Below are 18,234 nucleotides of genomic sequence, written 5' to 3'. Positions count from 1 at the left end.
AAATACAGTCCCCTGGCGCGGCGCTAGTGCGGCTTGTCAGTAAGTTGGCGAGCCATACGGCCAGTAACAAAATCGTCGCTAGCTTTTTGCTCGTGGCGCTCCTGGCGACGGTGTTCCTCTAATAGCCTACGCGAAGCCAGTGTGTCGTAGGATGAGAGTTTGCGCTGCTCTTGCTGCCAATGTTGCTGGCTTTGCTGAACGCGCTTCTGCTGTGCCGTTAATGCTTGCCTAGCGCGGCTTAATGCAGTGTCAAGCGAGGCTAGAAATTGTTGATAATTATACATAGTGGCCGGGTCGATTCCGTCGCGCATAGCCAGCTGTAGGCGCTCGGCATACTCTGCGCGATAACGGTTGAGAGACTCAAGCTGAGCTTCAGTTTGTTGTTGTGTTTGACGCTCTTCCGCCAGCAGTTTTCCCGCTTGGTCTCTAGCATCCCGGGCTAGACCCGTTAATATATCAAGCTGTGAATGACCCATGATTAGCCCCCCACTGTGGCATGCAGTGCTTGGCGCGACTCTTCAAGCGTTGCGCACTCATTAATATTTTGCTGAAGAAAACGTTCCAAGGCAGGAAACCGGTTCACTGCTTCATCCAACTTGGGATCGTGACCTGGGCTATAAGCGCCTACGCTAATCAGGTCGCGGTTACGCTGGTAACGCGAAAAAAGCTGTTTGAACGTGCGTGCAGCTTGCAACTGCTCTGGTGTCGCGATGGAGGTCATGGCACGGCTGATCGATGCTTCAATATCAATAGCGGGATAGTGACCAGCTTCTGCAAGCCCACGTGATAGCACAATATGGCCGTCCAAAATCGCCCGTGCAGCATCAGCAATAGGGTCCTGCTGGTCGTCACCTTCGGTCAGTACGGTATAAAAAGCAGTAATGGAGCCGCCCCCACGCTCAGCGTTGCCTGCTCGTTCAACTAAGCTGGGCAGTTTGGCAAACACTGAGGGTGGATAGCCCTTGGTGGCGGGAGGTTCGCCGATAGCAAGGGCAATTTCGCGTTGTGCCATGGCATAACGCGTTAATGAGTCCATGATGAGCAGCACATTACGGCCAGTGTCGCGAAACCCTTCAGCCAATCGCGTTGCATAGGCAGCTCCCTGAAGCCGCTGCAGCGGTGATGTATCGGCTGGCGCCGCAACAACGACGGCACGCCGTCTACCCTCGGGGCCTAAAATATTATCTATAAAATCCTGTACTTCTCGCCCCCGTTCGCCAATTAAACCGACTACGATCACATCCGCCTGGGTATAACGCGCCATCATGCCAAGAAGAACAGATTTACCGACCCCAGAGCCTGCAAATAAGCCCATTCGTTGGCCTCGACCAACGCTTAGCAGGGCATTGATGGCGCGAATTCCCACATCAATTTGTGCATCGATGGGCGCGCGCGAAAGCGGGTTTAGCAACGTGGCTTGAAGCGTCGCACGGGGTGCGTCATCAATGCTTTCACGGTTATCCAGTGGATTGCCGTTGCCGTCTAACACGCGCCCCAGCAGGTCATCGCCAATAGGGAAGCGTCGGGCACTGTGGCCACTGCCATCGCTAAGGGGGGTTACCCTGGCGCCAGGCATTAAACCTGATATCTCTTCAAGAGGCATGAGAAACAGCTTGTCCCCTGAAAAGCCGACCACTTCCGCTTCGGCATGCTTGTCGCTATCGTTAAGCCTGCCATCTGCACCAGGTAATTCAATCCGGCATGCGCTGCCTACCGCTACCCGTAAGCCCACCACCTCAATGACCATACCCGTCGCACGAATCACTCTGCCACTGGTTCGGTAGCGAGGTAAGTGGCTGACACGCTGCGTGGTGCGGTGCAGTGCTTTATGCCAGCGGTGCTGATGTGGGCAAGTGGCGTTGCTCATAGCGTTACCTACGAAGAGGGCGGTGTGTCGCTGCCGTGATGGCGCTTGCGCAACTGAGAGTGTACGGCCTGCCAGCGGCTTTCAAAGGTGGCGTCTAGCTCACCTTGTGCGCTCGTGACGCGACAGCCTCCACGGGCTAACTGATCATCAGGTTGAAGGTGCCAGTTGGCAGCACTAAGTTCGCTGCCCAAGTGCTCTTTAACCAGAGCATGGTCTTCAGGGTTCAGCCATAATCGTTGCTGACCAACGAGTGGGGGCTCGGTATGTAAAAGCTCTCGCACAATTTCAAGCACTTGCTCAGGGTTTTCCTGGATGGCATTGCCAGCTAGCTGTTTGCCTGTAGCGAGGGCTAACTCGGTAAGATCGTGTGCAATTGTTTCGTCGATGCGCTCAAGAGCATCCGCAAACTGCTTTGCGAGTGCTTCAAGCGGCGCCACGGTTTGGCGAACCTGTTGCTTAAGCGCTTCTGCTGCCTGGTCGTGCCCTTCCTGAAGGCCTTGCTGGAGACCTTCTTGGTGACCGCGCGCCAAACCCGCCTGATAACCTTCTTCTTCCGCTTTTTGGCGAATACGCTCATAGAGCGCTTTGCGCTCTTGCTGTTCGCGTTGGCGAGCTTGCTCTGCGGCGCGCCGAGCAGCTTCCACTTTGCGTTGTTGTGCCGAGGGCGCGGATAGCTTGCTCTCTTGGAAGTCGTCGCTACGTTCCGACAACTCATCCATCTGCCAGCGCCGCCACGTACCATGACGGTCAAATTCAGGGGTATGAGCACTAGACATACTCATCGTCTCCGCCCGCCAAAACTATCTCGCCAGAATCCGCTAAGCGGCGAACCACCTGAAGAATGGCTTTTTGCTCGGTTTCCACCTGGGAAACTCGAATGGGTCCGCGGGCCTCCATATCTTCGCGTACTAAGTCCGCTGCCCGCTGAGACATATTGCGCAGGAACTTGTCCACAAGTGCATCCTGAGCGCCTTTGAGTGCCACCACCAAAGAGTTGGTTTCCACCTCCTGTAGCACCATTTGAATCGCACGGTTGTCCAGGTCGAGCAGGTTCTCGAAGAGGAACATTTCGTCGATAATTTTCTGGGCAAGGTCTTCGCTGTGAGAGCGAACGGTTTCGATAGCCACTTCTTCCTGGGAAGAGTTCATCAGGTTAAGAATTTCAGCCGCAGTTCTTACGCCGCCCATTTTGCTGCGCTTGAGGTTTTGGCCATCCAACATGCTGGTGAGAACTTCGGTCAGTTCCTGTAGTGCTGCTGGCTGAACACCGCTGAAGGTTGCAATACGCAGCACCACGTCGTTGCGCAATTTCTCTTCAAACAGTTCAAGAATATCAGCGGCTTGGTGACGGTCTAAGTGCACCAAAATAGTAGCAATAATCTGCGGGTGCTCATCGCGGATAAGCTCTGACACCATTGAGGCTTCCATAAGGTTCAGAGCATCAATGCCGGAACCACCACCTGTGGTGTCGAGGATATCTTCAATGAGGCTGGTAGCGCGCTCGCTGCCGAGCGCCTTAGTAAGCACCGAACGAATATGTTCGCTCGAGTTGAGGTTGAGTGCGACAAACTCTTCGTTCTCAAGGTGGAATGCTTCTAAGACAGCCTTCATGTCCTCATGAGAAACTTGCTGTAAGCGTGCCATTTCCAGGCTGATTTCTTGTACTTCGCTGGCGCTCAGAAACTTAAATACCTCCGCAGCGCTGTCTTCGTCCAGTGCAAGCAGCAGAATGGCACTTTTACGCGCTCCGCTCATCTCGGCAATAAGGCTACTCATTAGTCTTCATCCAACTGCGGATAATCATTGCAACCATGCGCGGGTCTTCCTGGGCCATCTCACGCAGGTCATTGAGATTATGCTCATACAGAGACGTCTTACGGCGACGCTTAGGTTTATTGCTGTAGGTTCCGTCTTCCTCTGAAGTTCCTGCTTCCTCTGGCTCATCCTTTTCATCGCCTACGCTGGCGCTAAAAGTACTGCCCGGTACAGCGGCCGCCGTGACCGGTATTTGTGTATAACGCTTGATCAGCGGACGTAGTATCAGTAGGTAAAGTAGTAGCGCGGCGATTGCTACGAGTAAGTAGCGTCCCAGCGTCGAGGCCATCGAGAGTATCTCGGGCTGCTGCCACCATGCGGTCTCATCCGTAGCTTCTTCGGTGCTGGCAAAGGGGGTATTGACTACTTCTATTTGGTCACCGCGTGCCTGTGAGAACCCCATCGCCTGTTGAACTAAGCGCTCAAGCTGTGCGACTTCCTCATTGCTGAGAGCGACTTGCTCTATTTCGCCATTGTCATTGATAGTGCGACGGAAATTCACAACAACCGCTGCTGAGAGGCGCTGAACTTGCCCCAGGCGGTGTTGAATATGCTCAATACTACGGTCAACTTCATAGTTAACCACGTCATCTTGACGTAGGTTGCGTAGCGCATTCGCCGGTAAGTCATCCTCACCATCGGCCGGTTGATTGATGGGGGCCGGAGCGGCACCGGGAGGGGTGTTGCTTAATGCACCTGGAATGCCAGTCGCTAATGGGTCTTCACCATCATAAGCAAGACTTAATTGGCGGCTACGAACGGCAGACTCATTGGGAGCCTGGTTAGGGGCATAGCGCTCGGTAGTCTCCTCGCGGCGTGAGAAGTCGATCTGAGCGGCAACCTGAGCGCGTACGTTATCACTGCCCAGTATCGGTGAAAGAATATTCTCTATGCGGCGCTGGTAGGAGCGTTCTACCTCGTTAATGTAGGCAAGCTGAGTGCCATCAAGATCATTACCTTGAGAGGTGTTGGCGGTCAATAAACGACCATTTTGGTCAACGACGGTTACATTCTCGGTTGCCAGTTCCGGTACGCTGCTGGACACCATGTGCACAATAGCGCTGACTTGGCCTTCACCCAGCACTCGGCCAGGTAGTAGTGTTAGCACGATAGATGCTTTGGCAGGTTCCCTATCGCGTATAAAGACAGAAGGCTTCGCCATGGAAAGGTGAACGCGCACCCTTTCCACAGGGCCGAGTGATTCAATAGAGCGCGCCAACTCACCTTCCAAGCCGCGCTGGAAATTGACCTGCTCAGCAAACTGGCTAATACCAAAAGCTTGGTTCTCCATTAGCTCAAGGCCCAGGTTGCCGCCGCGAGGCAGCCCCTGCTCCGCAAGCTGAAGCCTAAGCGTATGTACGTGACTCCCCGGCACTAAAAGCGCTTGGCCCCCCTCGCTAAACTGATAGGGAACGCCTCGGCTATCTAGTTCGGCGATGATGCGCCCACCGTCTGCTTCGTTCAGGTTGCTGTAAAGAACACGGTATTCGGGGCTGCTGGCCCACATGAATAGCGCTGCAATAACAGCAACAGAAGCAGCCGCCGCGATCAATAGCACGACTAACGGGTTGCCACGCAGCTGTTTCAGGATGCGCTCAAACGTTGCCGTGTTGTTTAGCTCGCTTGCTGCAGCACCGCTGCGGGGGGCATTTGGGGTCGTACTGTTCTGACGGCCTGCCGTAGCACCAGTTTCGCTCATGCATCCCTCCAAGAGGGTAGGCAAAACCGATAACGGCCCAGACGCATCACCAAAGAAGGCATAGGCTATATCCGTCAATCGCGGTTATCCGCTAAAAATTAGGAAGCGGAATTATGATGGACGCCATTATCCTGGGGTGCGTCGACCATAAATGGACGAAAAGCTTGGCTTTTCGTCTCTATTTGTACGTATGAGGCTTGCCTGGCTAGTGGTAGGCTATTGGTATTATTTTTCTTTCATGTGAATGGGGTATGCATATGAGTTCACCTCCTATTCAGTCCGCACTGCAGCAGATGCAAAGCTTGGCAACCCAGGCGGCTGCGCCGATGAAAGGCGAGCATGTATCTACCGTGGTCGGTCAGGGTGGCTTTGGTAGTGAGTTGCAGGCTTCTATTCAGCGTATCAACCGTCTCCAGCAGAGCGCCAACGCTAAAGCTATGGCGTTTCAGGCGGGAGAGCCGAATGTCGAGCTAAACGATGTGATGGTTGATATGCAAAAAGCCAGCGTTGCATTTCAGATGGGGTTGCAAGTACGTAATCGGTTAGTTTCTGCATACCGAGATGTTATGAATATGCAGGTTTAGGTGGTCGCTAAGCACTGATTAGTTAACAACTCGGTAGTTAAAAGCTAGATAGTGAAAAGCTAGGTAGTTAAAAACTAGGCAGTTAAAAACCAGGCAATTACAAACCATAGAAGGCATGGTTTTCTAGGGTGGGGTAGGTCACAAACAGCATGGGGGCAAGTCGGGTGGAGAGCATAGAAAGTGGCGAACGCTAACTAAAATCAATGAATCGCTAAAGCAATGAGTCGCTAAAGTAATTAATGGTTAATAGTATTTTCTAGGCGTTCGCACGCTAGTCCTAGCTGCTGTGGCTTTACACTTCCACAGAGATAAGGCGGCCCTGCATTTCCTCTAGCTGTTCGGCGAGCAGCAGTACTTCTTCAGCCGGTATTTGGCGAATAACATCCCCTGTGTCTCTATCCACTACTCGCGTAATAATGCGTGAAGACTCTTCGCTAATGTCAAACTCAAGGCCGCGCGGGCGCATCACCTCATTGATACGTTGCAGTGGCTCAATGAGTGCACCTTGAGTGATGGTCTTGCCGGAAGGCGTTTCACTTACTTGTGCTGCTAGTGAGCGGAGCTTGTTCTCAATCTCCTGGCGTGGTGTAAGGGGTGACGATGACGACGTTGGCAGCATTGCAGTTGTACTGTCTATTGGTAATGGGCCCATAAATGACGCTCCTCCCGAGGTAAGCCTGATGGCTAGGTAACGTTGTAGGTAACAAAGGCAATGAGGTTCTTTATCGCTTGATTGGTAAACCCCTTTGTTAAACATCGGCAGGTGCGCGCTAAACTTTATCTTTTTGTTTGTTCGGCCCCCGGAAGGGCTGCTGCTTTAGTAGCTTGATTTATATTCATATAAATTAAGGTATGGTTAGACTGATGAGTGCGTGTGGCTGGCTAAGGGCTTCTGGTATGCTCTTTCGCTTATTGGCGATGTCAAACAACAATGTGGTTGGGAAGGCGAAACGAGCATGGCAGTTCAGCAAGATGGGTATGAAAGCGTTACCAGCTCCTCGGCGATAAGCGCTTATCTAAATACCATGATTGAAAGCGGTGGTGTTTCGCTTTGTTTGGCCTCTGCAGAAGTACGCCCAGAGCCGATTGTTTTGATGGAGCAGCATGCAGGGAATGCCCTGGTCATGGATTTATCATCCGTTGACTATTTGCTGAGTCGTCTACAGCAAGGGGAAAAATTCTTTTTACGTGGTCAGTCCCAGGGCAAAGTGGTGCGTACGCCACTGCTTTCGCTAACGGAAACGCGCCACTCCGGCGGGCGCTTCTTATGCTGTAGCGATTACCCTGTCACTATAGAAGTGTTGCAGCGGCGTGAATCGTTTCGCGCGCAGCTGCGTATGGGAATGGTGGTGCCCGTAGCCGTGATTAGTGCCGCTGGTGAGAGTGTTCTGGGTGAGCTGCGCGATCTCTCCCAGGATGGCTGTCAGGTAGAGCTGCCCTTAATCGCGCGAGGCGTGCTGGCGGAGGCGGATAGCCCAATCAAGTTTACCTACACTTTTCCTAATGGTACCTACTTTGAAGTGCAGGGGGTGGCTCGTCACCAGACAATAGATCCTGAGAACCATCTTTTACGGGCTGGATTTCGCTTTGTGGACTGTTCCTCGGAGCAGGAGCGGCAAATTTGGTACTTCGTGTGTGAGATAGAGCGAGAGGCGGCGCGTTATAAAAAAGAAGCCCAAGAGGAACGCCAGCCATCACCGCTTTTTGAACAGCTGGGTAAGCGCGCAGGGAGTACCGAGCGTGTCGGACGTCGCGATATTCAGCGGTATGCAACCCCGATGGCGCGGCGCCTTGTGAAAGTGGCGGCATACTTAGACGCGCAATTGTTGCTGCTACAGCAGGGGAGCGATATTGATTCTCGACAGCTATCGCGCAATGCTGATCGCCTATTAATGCTACACGAAGAGGATCGTGAGGCGCTGCTCTTTGCTTCGCGCTGCTTGTCGCCAGAGCCGCTGTTAGTACGCCATGGAATTGCCGTAGCAGTGCATCTGCTCGACCTTGTGGGGGGAAATATGCCTCGTGATGTCCGAAAGGCGATTGTGGCCAGTGGTTTGATCCATGATCTGGGCAAGGCGCTTGTCCCGCAGATAGTGTTTAAGGCGCCTAACTTCGAAGCTACCCATCGTCAGGCAATGAGCGAGCACGTTGCTCTGTTAATGGATCGGCTACAAAACTGCCAATGGCTCTCTACCTCTATTGCCCAGGCCGTTATTGGGGGAGTTAATGAGCGGTTGGATGGTAGCGGTTACCCAGGAGGGTTGACCGGCGAAGATATTAACGAGCTGGCTAAAGCCAGCGCGGTTGTTGATGTTGTCGAGGCAATGCGACGTGATCGCGTCGACCGCCCCGCCAGAACTGCCCAGCAAATTTATCGCCATCTGCTGCACCACCCGCATCAATTTGATCCGCGTTGGATCAAGCGCTATATCGAGCACTTCAAAACACTGCCAGTTGGCTCGCTTGCTCACTTTTCAAGTGACCAGTTAGCCTGGATTATGCGCCTTCATGGAGATGGTGCGCCTGCTGAAGTGGTGCTTGCCCGAGATGTTGAGCCACCTCTGCGCGATACGTTGGGAGCTTCTGTGAGTGGTGATGCCCTTGAAAAACTTGGGCGGCCTGTTCGGGAAGTCGCGGTGTCTACCTGATAAAGCCTAACGGCGACTCCATTTTTCCTTCATGCTATAAGAATGACATTTTTCTAAGCGAAAGAGCGTTTGAGGGTTAAAGTCTGCGAATGGGGTGCCGATATAACTTTATAGCTGAGCTTGAAAGCTCATTTTGAATTGTAAACAGCGTGTGTTAGCCCTACTGGCTCAGCTGTTGTATGACCCAATAAAAGGAGTGCCCGCTTATGACATACTCCCGAGGTGGCGCCGCCTATGGACGAGGTGCCAAGGCGTATGCCCGTGTCGGCGTGGAAAGCGGCGTTATGTCAGCTGATCCACACCAACTTATTGTGATGCTGTTTGATGGTGCCCAGGCATCGATGCGGGCTGCGCGTATTCATATGCAGGCAGGTAATATCGCTGAGAAGGGAAAATCAATCTCTAAAGCGTTAGATATTATTAATAACGGACTGGCAGCAGCGTTGGACCAAGAGAAAGGCGGTGAAATTGCTGAGCGGCTGGCATCACTGTATGACTACATTGCTCGTTTGCTACTGGTTGCTAACCTGCGCAATGATGAAGAGAGCCTTAATCAAGCGGAACGGCTACTAGAAGATATCGCATCAGCATGGCGTGAAATCGGCCAGCAGCAGAGTGCATGAGGCAATTATGTTGGGTTCTGAAACTGTTCGTGGCACTACTCAGCAAGCGTTGCTAGAAGCATACGCTGAACTGCTAGACCGTGCGACACACATGCATGAGCTAGCTAACGCAGAACAGTGGCCAGAGCTGATTGAGCAGCGCTCTCACTATGTGACGCTAGTAGAAGAACTGCGCGCACTTGATAAGCAAGTCATATTAGACGCCGCTTCCAAAGCGCGTAAGGCCGAGCTGCTGGAGGGTATCCTCGAGCATGATGTGGAGATTCGGCGTCGTTTAGTTGCTAGGCGTGACGAGCTAGGCAAGCTAATTGGGGTATCGCAGCGTCAGCGTGATTTGCACCGTGCCTACGCGCCGCAGCAGGGGCAGTCTGATACTGAAGGCTCGCTAGATCAGGAGGCGCCGTGAGCGGCATCACGCCGCTTATTGATACCCTTTTGCACCAAGTGCTGGGGCGTCAGGGAGAGGCCTCTTTACAGCGCTCTCTGAATGCGCCTGTGCAGCCTGTTCCTCCAGGTGAAGGGCCGCGAGCGCTGCAGGGGGATGCTAGCTTAGATGGGCGACCAATGTCGTCGCCGTTAGGTGAGCTTAAACGCTTACCGACTTCGAATACCTCTGGTGAGCAGCGCCCGCCCTCCCAGGGAGGCTCAAATACATCGCCTGGTTCAACGCAGACGCACTTTAGCCCTGCTGCACGCACGATCGCTGATGTTTTGCTGCGCTTCCCTGCGCCACCTAGCGTTATGCGCCCTGAGGCACCGCTGATGAATGCCCAGGATGCACCAACAGCTACAGTGTTGGCGACGCGTTTCGAAGCCAGTGTGCGAGATAGTGGTTTATTCTACGAATCTCATCTAAAGCGTTGGTTCCAAGGGGAAGTTTCTCGTCAGCAGCTGTTGCGTGAGCCGCAGATGCAGCCCGGCCCGCGGCCTGTATGGCCTGCTAGTGCGAATCTAGCAGTGATGGCTGCAACGCCTTTAGCGCCAAGCTCGTCTGCGCCAGCGACGGCAGGTAATTTGTCTATTTTGCCCAATACGCCGCTGGTACCAGCCGCAAGTGAAAGGCCAGTGTTAGGGCGGCCTGATGTGCTGATGGTGAATACGCCAAGCCTGAACGCTACGTTGCAGGCAGGAAGGCCAGAGACAGGCCAAGCCAGAGCGGACTCCGGTAACTTGCAGGAGTTGGCTGAAATAGCAGCCCCGCGAAGGGGAAAAGAAATTGTTCATGAGAACCTGCAAAGCCTGGTACGTCAGCAGCTCGAAATGTTGGTAATGCCAACGATTCGTTGGGAAGGTGATGTTTGGGCCGGAATCTTTATGGCGCTAGTGATTAATCTGCCTACACGAGATGCTGGGCAGGAAGCCGCTCAAGATGATGCTGACCCTGAAGAAGCTTGGCGTTCTGAAATGCAACTTGAAGTGCCCAATGTGGGAGCTTTCCGCGTTTCGTTATGGCTTTATCAGGCGACGTTGAGTATAGACCTGACGACTGATGACTTAGCGACACATCGGCAGCTTGAGCAGGGGCTCGGTGCGCTAGAGAGACGTTTAGGGGCCTTGGATTTTCATAAAGTCCAGGTCAACGCCAGGTATATAAGTTTTGAGAGCCACCATGACGACGTCGGGTGAGCGTCGTCGCCAGGCCGTTGCACTGGCCTATCAAGGTGGCGAGCAGGCGCCTCGGGTCGTGGCGAAAGGGTATGGTGAGTTAGCTGAACGGATTATGGCAGAAGCGCAGCGCCAGGGGATTTACGTACACGATGCCCCTGAGTTAGTGGCGCTGCTTATGCAGTTAGATATAGATGCTGAGATTCCAGCGAGTTTATATCAGGTAGTCGCAGAGCTGTTGGTGTGGGTGTTTGAGCTTTCGGAAGAAGGGCTCGTTCATCGTTAACGGCTCAAGTAGCCAATGCAGATGTTGTGTGCAACCATGAAGCTTATGGAAAAAGTCACCCACGGCGTCGTTATAACGTTTATAAAGTCGCGCCTGTGTTGTTCGATGGAACACTATGAGTCAAACAAACTTTCTTGATGAAATTGAAGAAATAAACTTAGCATATTTACTCCTTGCCCAGCGTCTGCTGAATGAAGATCGTGAGGCGGCTATGTTTCGCTTGAAAATCGATAACGAATTGGCGGATTTACTCGTTTCACTTAACGCATGGCAATTGACGAGGCTGGCGCGCACTAACCAGTTGATATGCCGGTTTAGCCAAGCCAGTGGTCAACGCTTGCGCCAAATTATGGAGAACCCAAGGGATCAAGGGCTTTCGGGGTTACATGCATCCTTATTATCAGCCTGTGAACCATTTGGGTCTTTATCTAAAGGAGGAGAAGAGTGAGCCAGAAAAGCTTGGTTGATGAAATGCACCAAGTGCAGCTGGCAATCGAACTGATTGAATTAGGTGCACGTTTACAGGTGCTGGAGACGGAAACGGATCTAAGCCGTACTCGCCTCATTAAGTTGTACAAAGAGGTACGTGGCATGTCGCCTCCAAAGGGGATGCTACCTTTCTCGACAGACTGGTTCGTCACCTGGTTGCCCAATGTACACTCGTCACTTTTTTATAATATTTACGCAAGCTTGCAGCAGAATACTAACTGCGAGCGTATCGATGCGTTCGTAAAAGCTTACCGCCTTTACGAAGAGCAGATAACGCTTGAAGGCGTGGAACCGGTGCTGGGTTTGACTAGAGCATGGACGTTGGTGCGTTTTTTTGAAAGCGATTTACTGCAGCTAAATACCTGTACCCGCTGTAAGGGGCGCTTTGTTGCTCATGCACATAGCCCACTTCATGACTATGTATGCGGTATTTGCCAGCCGCCTTCGCGGGCAGGGAAAACTCGCAAAGCTCAGCGTGAAGCGGCTAACACAGAAATATAGCCACGCCCCACTCGTAGATAGTCGCAACACTAATAAAACCAGCTTTTAACGCATAGATAGCGTCAAAAGGCGGTGGTTCTTTTCCATTAAACATTGCCTGCGCCTTAGTATGATATGGCTAAGCTTCACTTGGAATGGAGCCTTCCAGTGTCTTCATAATGATGAGGCAATGGATGATGTTCCGTTGATACAAAAACTGCTATCGCAAGGACACTGCTTGTGCTGATTCTCCTAGGTTATGTCGTCGTAATATTGTGTGTGTTTGGCGGCTATGTGCTGGCAGGCGGTAGTTTAGGCCCCCTGTATCAACCCCTGGAGCTGCTAATTATTGGCGGTGCAGGCGTAGGTGCCTTCATTGCCGCCAATAACGGTAAAGCAATTAAAGCCACGTTCAAAATACTGCCTAGGCTTAAACGGACCAAAAAATATAATAAAGCCCTATACATGGAGTTAATGGCGCTCCAGTTTAAATTGCTCTCGAAAATTCGCCGGGAAGGGATGTTGGGTATTGAGCGTGATATTGACAACCCCCAGGAAAGCCCACTGTTTCAAGAGCACCCTACAGTGCTCGCCGATCCCCATATCATGGACTTCTTGACTGACTATTTACGTCTGATGGTGAGCGGTGGCATGGAGCCGATGGAAATCGACGAGCTAATGCTGCACGAAATCGAAGTGTTTGAGCAAGAAGCCCATATCCCCATTGACGCTATTGCCAAAGTAGGCGACGCCATGCCCGCATTTGGTATCGTGGCCGCGGTAATGGGGGTGATTAAAGCTCTGACCTATGCAGATGCCAGCCCCGACCAAATGGGCCAAATGATTGCAATGGCGCTAGTGGGTACCTTCCTGGGTATTTTGATGGGCTACGGCTTTATCAGCCCAATCGCTAGCTATGCTGATCGGCAAGCCAAGGAAGCGGAAAAAATGCTGCAGTGTATCCGCGTCACACTGCTGGCGAGCCTGCACGGTTATGCACCGCAGTTAGCGGTTGAGTTTGGTCGTAAAGCGCTGCACACCGCTGAGCGGCCAAGCTTCTCAGAGCTAGAAGAGTATGTCCGTGACTCAAAAAAGGCCGGTAATGCATGAGTAAGGGCGGTGACAAGCGCCCGATAGTCATTCGGCGTAAAAAAGTGGTCCATGCCCACCATGGGGGGGCATGGAAGATCGCCTTGGCAGATTTTATGACGGCGCTAATGGCGCTCTTCCTGGTGATGTGGATTCTAAGTGTCTCCAGTGATGAAACTCGTCGCAGTGTTGCTGAGTACTTTAGTACGCCGCTGATAACCGCGGTGACGGGGGATCGAGGCGGCAGTACGCGAGCGATTCCCGGTGGTGGTCCTGACCCAGCCCATCGTGATGGTGAGCGCGCTAGGATAGATATATCCCCACAGTCGCGTCCCAGCTTGCAAGAGCGGCGGTTTTTTTCTGATTTACAAGCGCGTATAGAAAGGGCCATTGAACTAGACCCCGAGCTGCGCCAGCTACGTAATCAAATGCGCTTTGACCTTACCCGTGAAGGGCTGCGCATTCAGTTACTTGATACTGAACAGCGGCCTATGTTCCAACTGGGTAGCGACCAGGTGGCACCCTATATGCGTAATCTGCTGCGTACTATTGCGCCGCTACTCAATGAGTTGCCCAACGACTTAAGCATCAGCGGCCATACTGACAGCGTGCCCTATGCGGGTGGCTATCGAGGTTATAGCAACTGGGAGCTATCCAGTGATCGCGCGAATGCCTCGCGTCGTGAGCTGGTAGTGGGCGGGCTTGATCCAGGTCAACTATTGCGTGTATCGGGCTTTGCTGATCGTGTGCTGCTGCCTGACACTGCTCCCACAGACCCTATGAATCGACGCATTGAACTTTTAGTGCTGCTACCCGAGATAGCCGAGACAATTCGGGATCCAGGTGTTCTAGGTGCCGACGTACCATTACCTGAAGCCGCAGTGCCCGAAGAGGCTTTACTACCAGACATGCCACAGGCCGACGTAGCCGAATGAGCGAGGCTGGTCACAAAAATATGACGTTCACGTGGAGCGGTGCATGGATATAACGGATTTTTTTGACACCTTTTTTGAAGAAGCGGAAGAGCTGCTGGCGGATATGGAGCAGCACTTATTGGAACTGGATGTCGATGATCCGGATAGCGAGCAGCTAAACGCTATTTTCCGTGCGGCCCACTCTATAAAAGGCGGTGCAGGCACGTTCGGTTTTAGCGTGCTGCAAAAAACCACGCATATTTTCGAAAATCTGCTGGATCATGCGCGTAAAGGTGAACTAACCCTACGGTCTGACCTGGTTGATACCTTTTTAGAGGCTAAAGACATCATGCGTGAGCAACTCGATGCCTACCGCAACGAGGAAGAACCCAACCAGGAAGCGTACGCGCGAATCTGCCATGTTCTACAGCAAATAGCGTTAGAAGAGATCGGACAAACTCTCGACGCCCCTGCCGTGCCAGCAGTGCTGCAGCCCCAAGCAGAGCCCAGTAAAAGTGAGGCACCTGCGAAAGATGGCACGCATCTATTAGTCGCCTTACTCAATGTAAACGATAAAGATCGAACGTTACTGGTCGAAGAGCTTGAGCAGCTGGGTGATATTCAGTCGCACTCAGGGGACGAGAAGCGTTACGAAGTCATCCTCAAAGGAAATGTCAGTGCCGACGATATAGAAGCAGTGATGTGCTTTGTGATTGAACCAGAGCAAATTGCTATAAGCACAGTCGCGGCCGATACGGCAGAGCCAACTGGTGCGACAGAGACAGAAAAAGTTGCTCCGGACGTGCCTGTTGTTACTCAAGCGGCAGTGCCAATGCCCGCGGCAGAAGCAGCCGTTGGTGTGACGGATGGCACCTCTGCTGCAATCCCGCAAAGTGATAATCGTGGCCCTGCAAAAGGTCAAGAGAAGCCCACTAAAGCAACTCCCAAAAAAGCAGCGAGTGAGTCCTCCTCAATTCGTGTTTCGGTTGACAAAGTTGACCAAATTATCAACTTGGTCGGTGAGCTGATTATCACCCAGTCGATGTTGGATCAAACGGTTAGCGATCTTGATGACCAGTCGGTGAGTAATAGCTCGCTACAAAACGGTATGAGTCTGCTGCAGCGCAACGCGCGGGACCTCCAGGAAGCGGTGATGTCGATCCGTATGATTCCAATGGAGTTTGTCTTCAGCCGCTTTCCCCGCGTGGTACGTGATACTGCGGGCAAGTTAGGTAAAGAGATAGAGCTAATTACCGAAGGTAAGTCGACCGAGCTGGATAAAAGTTTGGTTGAGCGGATTACTGATCCACTAACACACCTCGTGCGTAACAGCTTGGATCACGGCATCGAAATGCCCGACGAGCGAGAAGCGCTAGGCAAGCCTCGTGTAGGCAAGTTAGTGCTTTCAGCACGCCACCAGGGTGGCAATATACTCATTGAAGTACGCGATGACGGTGGAGGCATCGACCGCGAGCGTCTTTTGGAAAAAGCCCGTGAAAATGGTCTCAATGTCTCTGACGCAATGAGCGATGAAGACGTTTTCCAGCTGATTTTTGCCCCTGGGTTCTCGACCGCAAAAGAGGTCACTGATGTATCAGGGCGCGGTGTTGGCATGGATGTGGTGAAGCGCAATATTCAAGGGATGGGGGGACGAGTCGAAATACAGTCTACCAAGGGCGAAGGTACCAATACGCGTATTGTCCTGCCGCTCACCCTCGCGATTCTTGATGGAATGTCAATCAAAGTAGGTGGCGAGACGTTTATCTTGCCGCTTTCCACCGTGCTGGAGTCCCTCCAGCCCGCTAAAGGCGATATGTACGCTATGGCGGGAGATGATGTGGTCATCAAAGTGCGCGATGAGTACTTGCCGGTTATTGCTATTCATGAAGTGCTAGACGTCAAAAATGCGATTACCGACCCAACCAAAAGCATTGCCGTCATCGTACAAGGTGAAGGGCGTCGTTATGCCATGCTGGTCGATGAGTTGATAGGCCAACAGCAGGTTGTTGTTAAAAACCTCGAAGATAACTACCGCAAAGTACCGGGCGTTTCCGCCGCCACTATCCTAGGGGATGGAAGCGTTGCATTGATTTTGGATATCACGGGGTTGCATCGCTTAAGCCGTGCCAAAAAAGAAGCAGGCAAGATAGTTAAGAATCCACATCTCGCTCACTATAAGGAGGCTGAGCCGTCATGAGCCAAGCAGCTAACAAGGCGGTGCTAGCCGCTGCAGAAGCAGAAAATCGTGAATTTCTAGTGTTCTCGCTAGGGGAAGAAGAGTACGCCATCGATATCTTGAAAGTGCAGGAAATACGTGGCTATGAAAATGTAACACGTATTGCTAATGCCCCAGACTTCATTAAAGGCGTGACCAATCTGCGCGGTGTGATTGTACCGATTGTTGACCTGCGTATTAAATTTCACTTGGAAAATGTGGAGTACGGTGGTCAAACCGTCGTGATCGTCGTCAATGTTGCTGATCGTGTGGTTGGTATCGTAGTTGACGGTGTATCCGATGTCATGACGTTGACTCCAGAGCAAATAAAGCCAGCGCCAGAGTTTGGTGTGACGCTTTCCTCTGACTTTTTGAGCGGACTTGGCAGCCTTGATGACCGTATGTTGGTGCTAGTGGATATTGACAAGCTGCTGACCAGCGAAGAAATGGCGTTAGTGGATAGCACTAGCAACAGTTAAATGACTGACAGCCAGGCACAAGGAGGGTGCCTGGTTTGAGCTAAACAGCCTCCTCTTTTCGGGCGATGGAACGCATTGGTTAACAGGGTTGTGCTTGGAGTAATGCGTGTGACACAGCTAGTGCGTCAAATGATGGGCAATATGACCGTTCGTTTAAGTTGGGGGCTGGTGCTGGCTACATTCTCACTCCTGGTTGTCCTGGCGTGTGGTGTGGGTCTATACGCGCTCCACCATGGTGCTGCCATTGTTCAAGCGACGAATGACTTGCAGTTGCAGCAGGCGGCCTTTACGGAGTTCGCCGCTTATGTCCGCTGGGTTTTAATAGGTGTGGTTGGTATAACCGCTCTTACTGTTGCGGTGGTGATTTGGGGAGTCACTGCCAATGTACTACGCCCTTTGGACAGATTGGTCGGTTACTTTGAACGTATGGCGCAAGGTGATTTGAGCCAGCATATTATCGCGCCGGGCAATAATGAGATTGGCAGGCTGTATAGTGCTATGGCCCACATGCAGGGCTCGCTATCAGAGACCGTGGGTGTTGTCCGCCAGAGTGGAGCATCTATTTTTGAGCGTGCCCATCAGATTGCCAGTGGCAACAATGACCTCTCTTCACGTACCGAGCAGCAAGCCTCTTCTCTGGAAGAGACCGCTTCCAGTATGGAGCAGTTAGCCTCCACCGTAGGCCATAATGCAGATAATGCGCGCCAAGCAAGCCAACTGGCGGGTGACGCAACCTTAACCGCTCGGCGAAGCGGTGAAGAGGTGGGCAACATTGTTGAAACTATGCAGGAGATAAGTGCCAGCTCCCACCAAGTGGCCGACATCATTACGGTCATCGATAACCTTGCTTTCCAAACCAATATCCTAGCACTAAATGCTTCCGTTGAGGCCGCTCGTGCCGGAGAGCATGGCAAAGGGTTTGCTGTCGTTGCCCAGGAAGTTCGCAGCCTGGCCAGCCGCAGTGCTAATGCGGCAAAAGAAATTCGCACGCTCATCGATACCTCACTAGGCAAAGTCGACGCTGGCACGCAGCGTGTCAACCATGCCGGGCAAACCATGCAAGACCTCGTGGCCGCTGTACAGCGTGTCAGCGATATTATGGATGAAATCGCTGCCGCCTCAGAAGAGCAGAGCAATGGAATCGGTCAGGTTAATCAAGCGGTTGCCCAAATGGATCAGGTGGTTCAGCAAAATGCTCAGCTAGTACAGCAGGCTGCACGCAATGCCAATGAGCTGGAGGGGGAGGCCGCGCGCCTGCGTGAAGCGGTCGAGCGCTTCCGAGTGGCAGGTGCGAGCGGGGTGCCGATAGCCACTAGCGCTATTCTGCCAAGTACTGCATTGACCCCATCTAGAGGGGGCGCCTCTAAAGCAGTGGTAGACGAGTGGGAAGCTTTCTAACTAGTTTCATCACCCACTAGGTTTCATCGCCCACTAGGTTTTG

19 protein-coding genes are annotated in these 18,234 nt (G+C 52.5%); 13 read left to right on the top strand and 6 right to left on the bottom strand.

Translation table 11 applies throughout. From position 1 onward, the window contains the following. Positions 1-23 precede the first annotated feature (23 nt). Genes fliJ through fliF form a run of 5 tightly spaced genes read right to left on the bottom strand, consistent with a single transcriptional unit; the run spans position 24 to position 5,381 of the window. Complete coding sequence (gene fliJ, locus CPA45_RS19435) at positions 24-476, bottom strand: flagellar export protein FliJ (RefSeq protein ID WP_096654437.1); 453 nt, start codon at positions 474-476, stop codon at positions 24-26. Positions 477-478: 2 nt separating this feature from the next. Then, positions 479-1,867 (bottom strand): flagellar protein export ATPase FliI, encoded by a 1,389-nt coding sequence (gene fliI / locus CPA45_RS19430; RefSeq protein WP_096654435.1) that lies wholly within the window; start codon positions 1,865-1,867, stop codon positions 479-481. Positions 1,868-1,875: 8 nt separating this feature from the next. Beyond that, positions 1,876-2,643 (bottom strand): flagellar assembly protein FliH, encoded by a 768-nt coding sequence (fliH, locus tag CPA45_RS19425; protein ID WP_096654433.1) that lies wholly within the window; start codon positions 2,641-2,643, stop codon positions 1,876-1,878. Then, positions 2,636-3,643: a flagellar motor switch protein FliG gene (gene fliG, locus CPA45_RS19420; protein WP_096654431.1), complete on the bottom strand. Its 1,008-nt coding sequence runs from the start codon at positions 3,641-3,643 to the stop codon at positions 2,636-2,638. Before fliG ends, fliH begins: the two co-directional genes overlap by 8 nt. Further along, positions 3,636-5,381, bottom strand: a complete 1,746-nt coding sequence (gene fliF / locus CPA45_RS19415) for a flagellar basal-body MS-ring/collar protein FliF (RefSeq protein WP_096654429.1) — start codon at positions 5,379-5,381, stop codon at positions 3,636-3,638. Before fliF ends, fliG begins: the two co-directional genes overlap by 8 nt. Positions 5,382-5,638: 257 nt before the next feature. On the opposite strand from fliF, the gene fliE reads away from it, so the two are divergent. Next, positions 5,639-5,965 (top strand): flagellar hook-basal body complex protein FliE, encoded by a 327-nt coding sequence (gene fliE, locus CPA45_RS19410; RefSeq protein ID WP_078089775.1) that lies wholly within the window; start codon positions 5,639-5,641, stop codon positions 5,963-5,965. A gap of 292 nt (positions 5,966-6,257) precedes the next feature. Here the strand turns inward: fliE and CPA45_RS19405 are convergent, their stop codons facing one another. Next, a complete protein-coding gene (locus CPA45_RS19405) occupies positions 6,258-6,617 on the bottom strand; it encodes a flagellar protein FlaG (protein ID WP_096654427.1) in 360 nt (119 codons plus the stop codon). Between the two features lie 304 nt (positions 6,618-6,921). On the opposite strand from CPA45_RS19405, the gene CPA45_RS19400 reads away from it, so the two are divergent. From CPA45_RS19400 to CPA45_RS19345, 12 genes are all read left to right on the top strand, one after another. Beyond that, positions 6,922-8,613: an HD domain-containing phosphohydrolase gene (locus tag CPA45_RS19400; protein WP_096654425.1), complete on the top strand. Its 1,692-nt coding sequence runs from the start codon at positions 6,922-6,924 to the stop codon at positions 8,611-8,613. A 206-nt stretch (positions 8,614-8,819) separates the two neighbouring features. Further along, the gene (gene fliS, locus CPA45_RS19395) at positions 8,820-9,236 is read left to right on the top strand and encodes a flagellar export chaperone FliS (protein ID WP_096654423.1); all 417 of its coding nucleotides are present in this window, start codon (positions 8,820-8,822) and stop codon (positions 9,234-9,236) included. Positions 9,237-9,243: 7 nt separating this feature from the next. Next, positions 9,244-9,642: a flagellar protein FliT gene (fliT, locus tag CPA45_RS19390; RefSeq protein WP_096654421.1), complete on the top strand. Its 399-nt coding sequence runs from the start codon at positions 9,244-9,246 to the stop codon at positions 9,640-9,642. Next, positions 9,639-10,862 (top strand): flagellar hook-length control protein FliK, encoded by a 1,224-nt coding sequence (locus CPA45_RS19385; RefSeq protein ID WP_096654419.1) that lies wholly within the window; start codon positions 9,639-9,641, stop codon positions 10,860-10,862. The genes fliT and CPA45_RS19385 overlap by 4 nt, the downstream gene beginning before the upstream one ends. Then, on the top strand, positions 10,846-11,127 hold the full coding sequence (locus CPA45_RS19380) for an EscU/YscU/HrcU family type III secretion system export apparatus switch protein (protein WP_096654417.1): 282 nt from the start codon (positions 10,846-10,848) through the stop codon (positions 11,125-11,127). Before CPA45_RS19385 ends, CPA45_RS19380 begins: the two co-directional genes overlap by 17 nt. A gap of 115 nt (positions 11,128-11,242) precedes the next feature. Beyond that, the gene (gene flhD, locus CPA45_RS19375; RefSeq protein ID WP_096654415.1) at positions 11,243-11,575 is read left to right on the top strand and encodes a flagellar transcriptional regulator FlhD; all 333 of its coding nucleotides are present in this window, start codon (positions 11,243-11,245) and stop codon (positions 11,573-11,575) included. Next, positions 11,572-12,117 carry a flagellar transcriptional regulator FlhC gene (flhC, locus tag CPA45_RS19370; protein WP_096654413.1) on the top strand — a complete coding sequence of 182 codons (546 nt, stop codon included), beginning with the start codon at positions 11,572-11,574 and terminating at the stop codon, positions 12,115-12,117. The genes flhD and flhC overlap by 4 nt, the downstream gene beginning before the upstream one ends. 219 nt (positions 12,118-12,336) lie before the next feature. Then, positions 12,337-13,206 (top strand): flagellar motor stator protein MotA, encoded by an 870-nt coding sequence (gene motA / locus CPA45_RS19365; protein ID WP_096654411.1) that lies wholly within the window; start codon positions 12,337-12,339, stop codon positions 13,204-13,206. Further along, positions 13,203-14,120 (top strand): flagellar motor protein MotB, encoded by a 918-nt coding sequence (gene motB / locus CPA45_RS19360; protein ID WP_078089784.1) that lies wholly within the window; start codon positions 13,203-13,205, stop codon positions 14,118-14,120. The genes motA and motB overlap by 4 nt, the downstream gene beginning before the upstream one ends. Before the next feature lie 43 nt (positions 14,121-14,163). Next, positions 14,164-16,296 carry a chemotaxis protein CheA gene (cheA, locus tag CPA45_RS19355; protein WP_096654409.1) on the top strand — a complete coding sequence of 711 codons (2,133 nt, stop codon included), beginning with the start codon at positions 14,164-14,166 and terminating at the stop codon, positions 16,294-16,296. Beyond that, positions 16,293-16,793 (top strand): chemotaxis protein CheW, encoded by a 501-nt coding sequence (cheW, locus tag CPA45_RS19350; protein ID WP_096654407.1) that lies wholly within the window; start codon positions 16,293-16,295, stop codon positions 16,791-16,793. The genes cheA and cheW overlap by 4 nt, the downstream gene beginning before the upstream one ends. Positions 16,794-16,895: 102 nt before the next feature. After that, positions 16,896-18,191: a methyl-accepting chemotaxis protein gene (locus CPA45_RS19345; RefSeq protein ID WP_096654405.1), complete on the top strand. Its 1,296-nt coding sequence runs from the start codon at positions 16,896-16,898 to the stop codon at positions 18,189-18,191. Positions 18,192-18,234: the final 43 nt, after the last annotated feature.

Origin of the sequence: Vreelandella nigrificans (assembly GCF_002374315.1) — a bacterium.
Taxonomy (GTDB): Bacteria; Pseudomonadota; Gammaproteobacteria; order Pseudomonadales; family Halomonadaceae; genus Vreelandella; species Vreelandella nigrificans.
The sequence above is the reverse complement of the archived record's forward strand: the minus strand, read 5'-3'. Positions and strand labels throughout refer to the sequence as shown.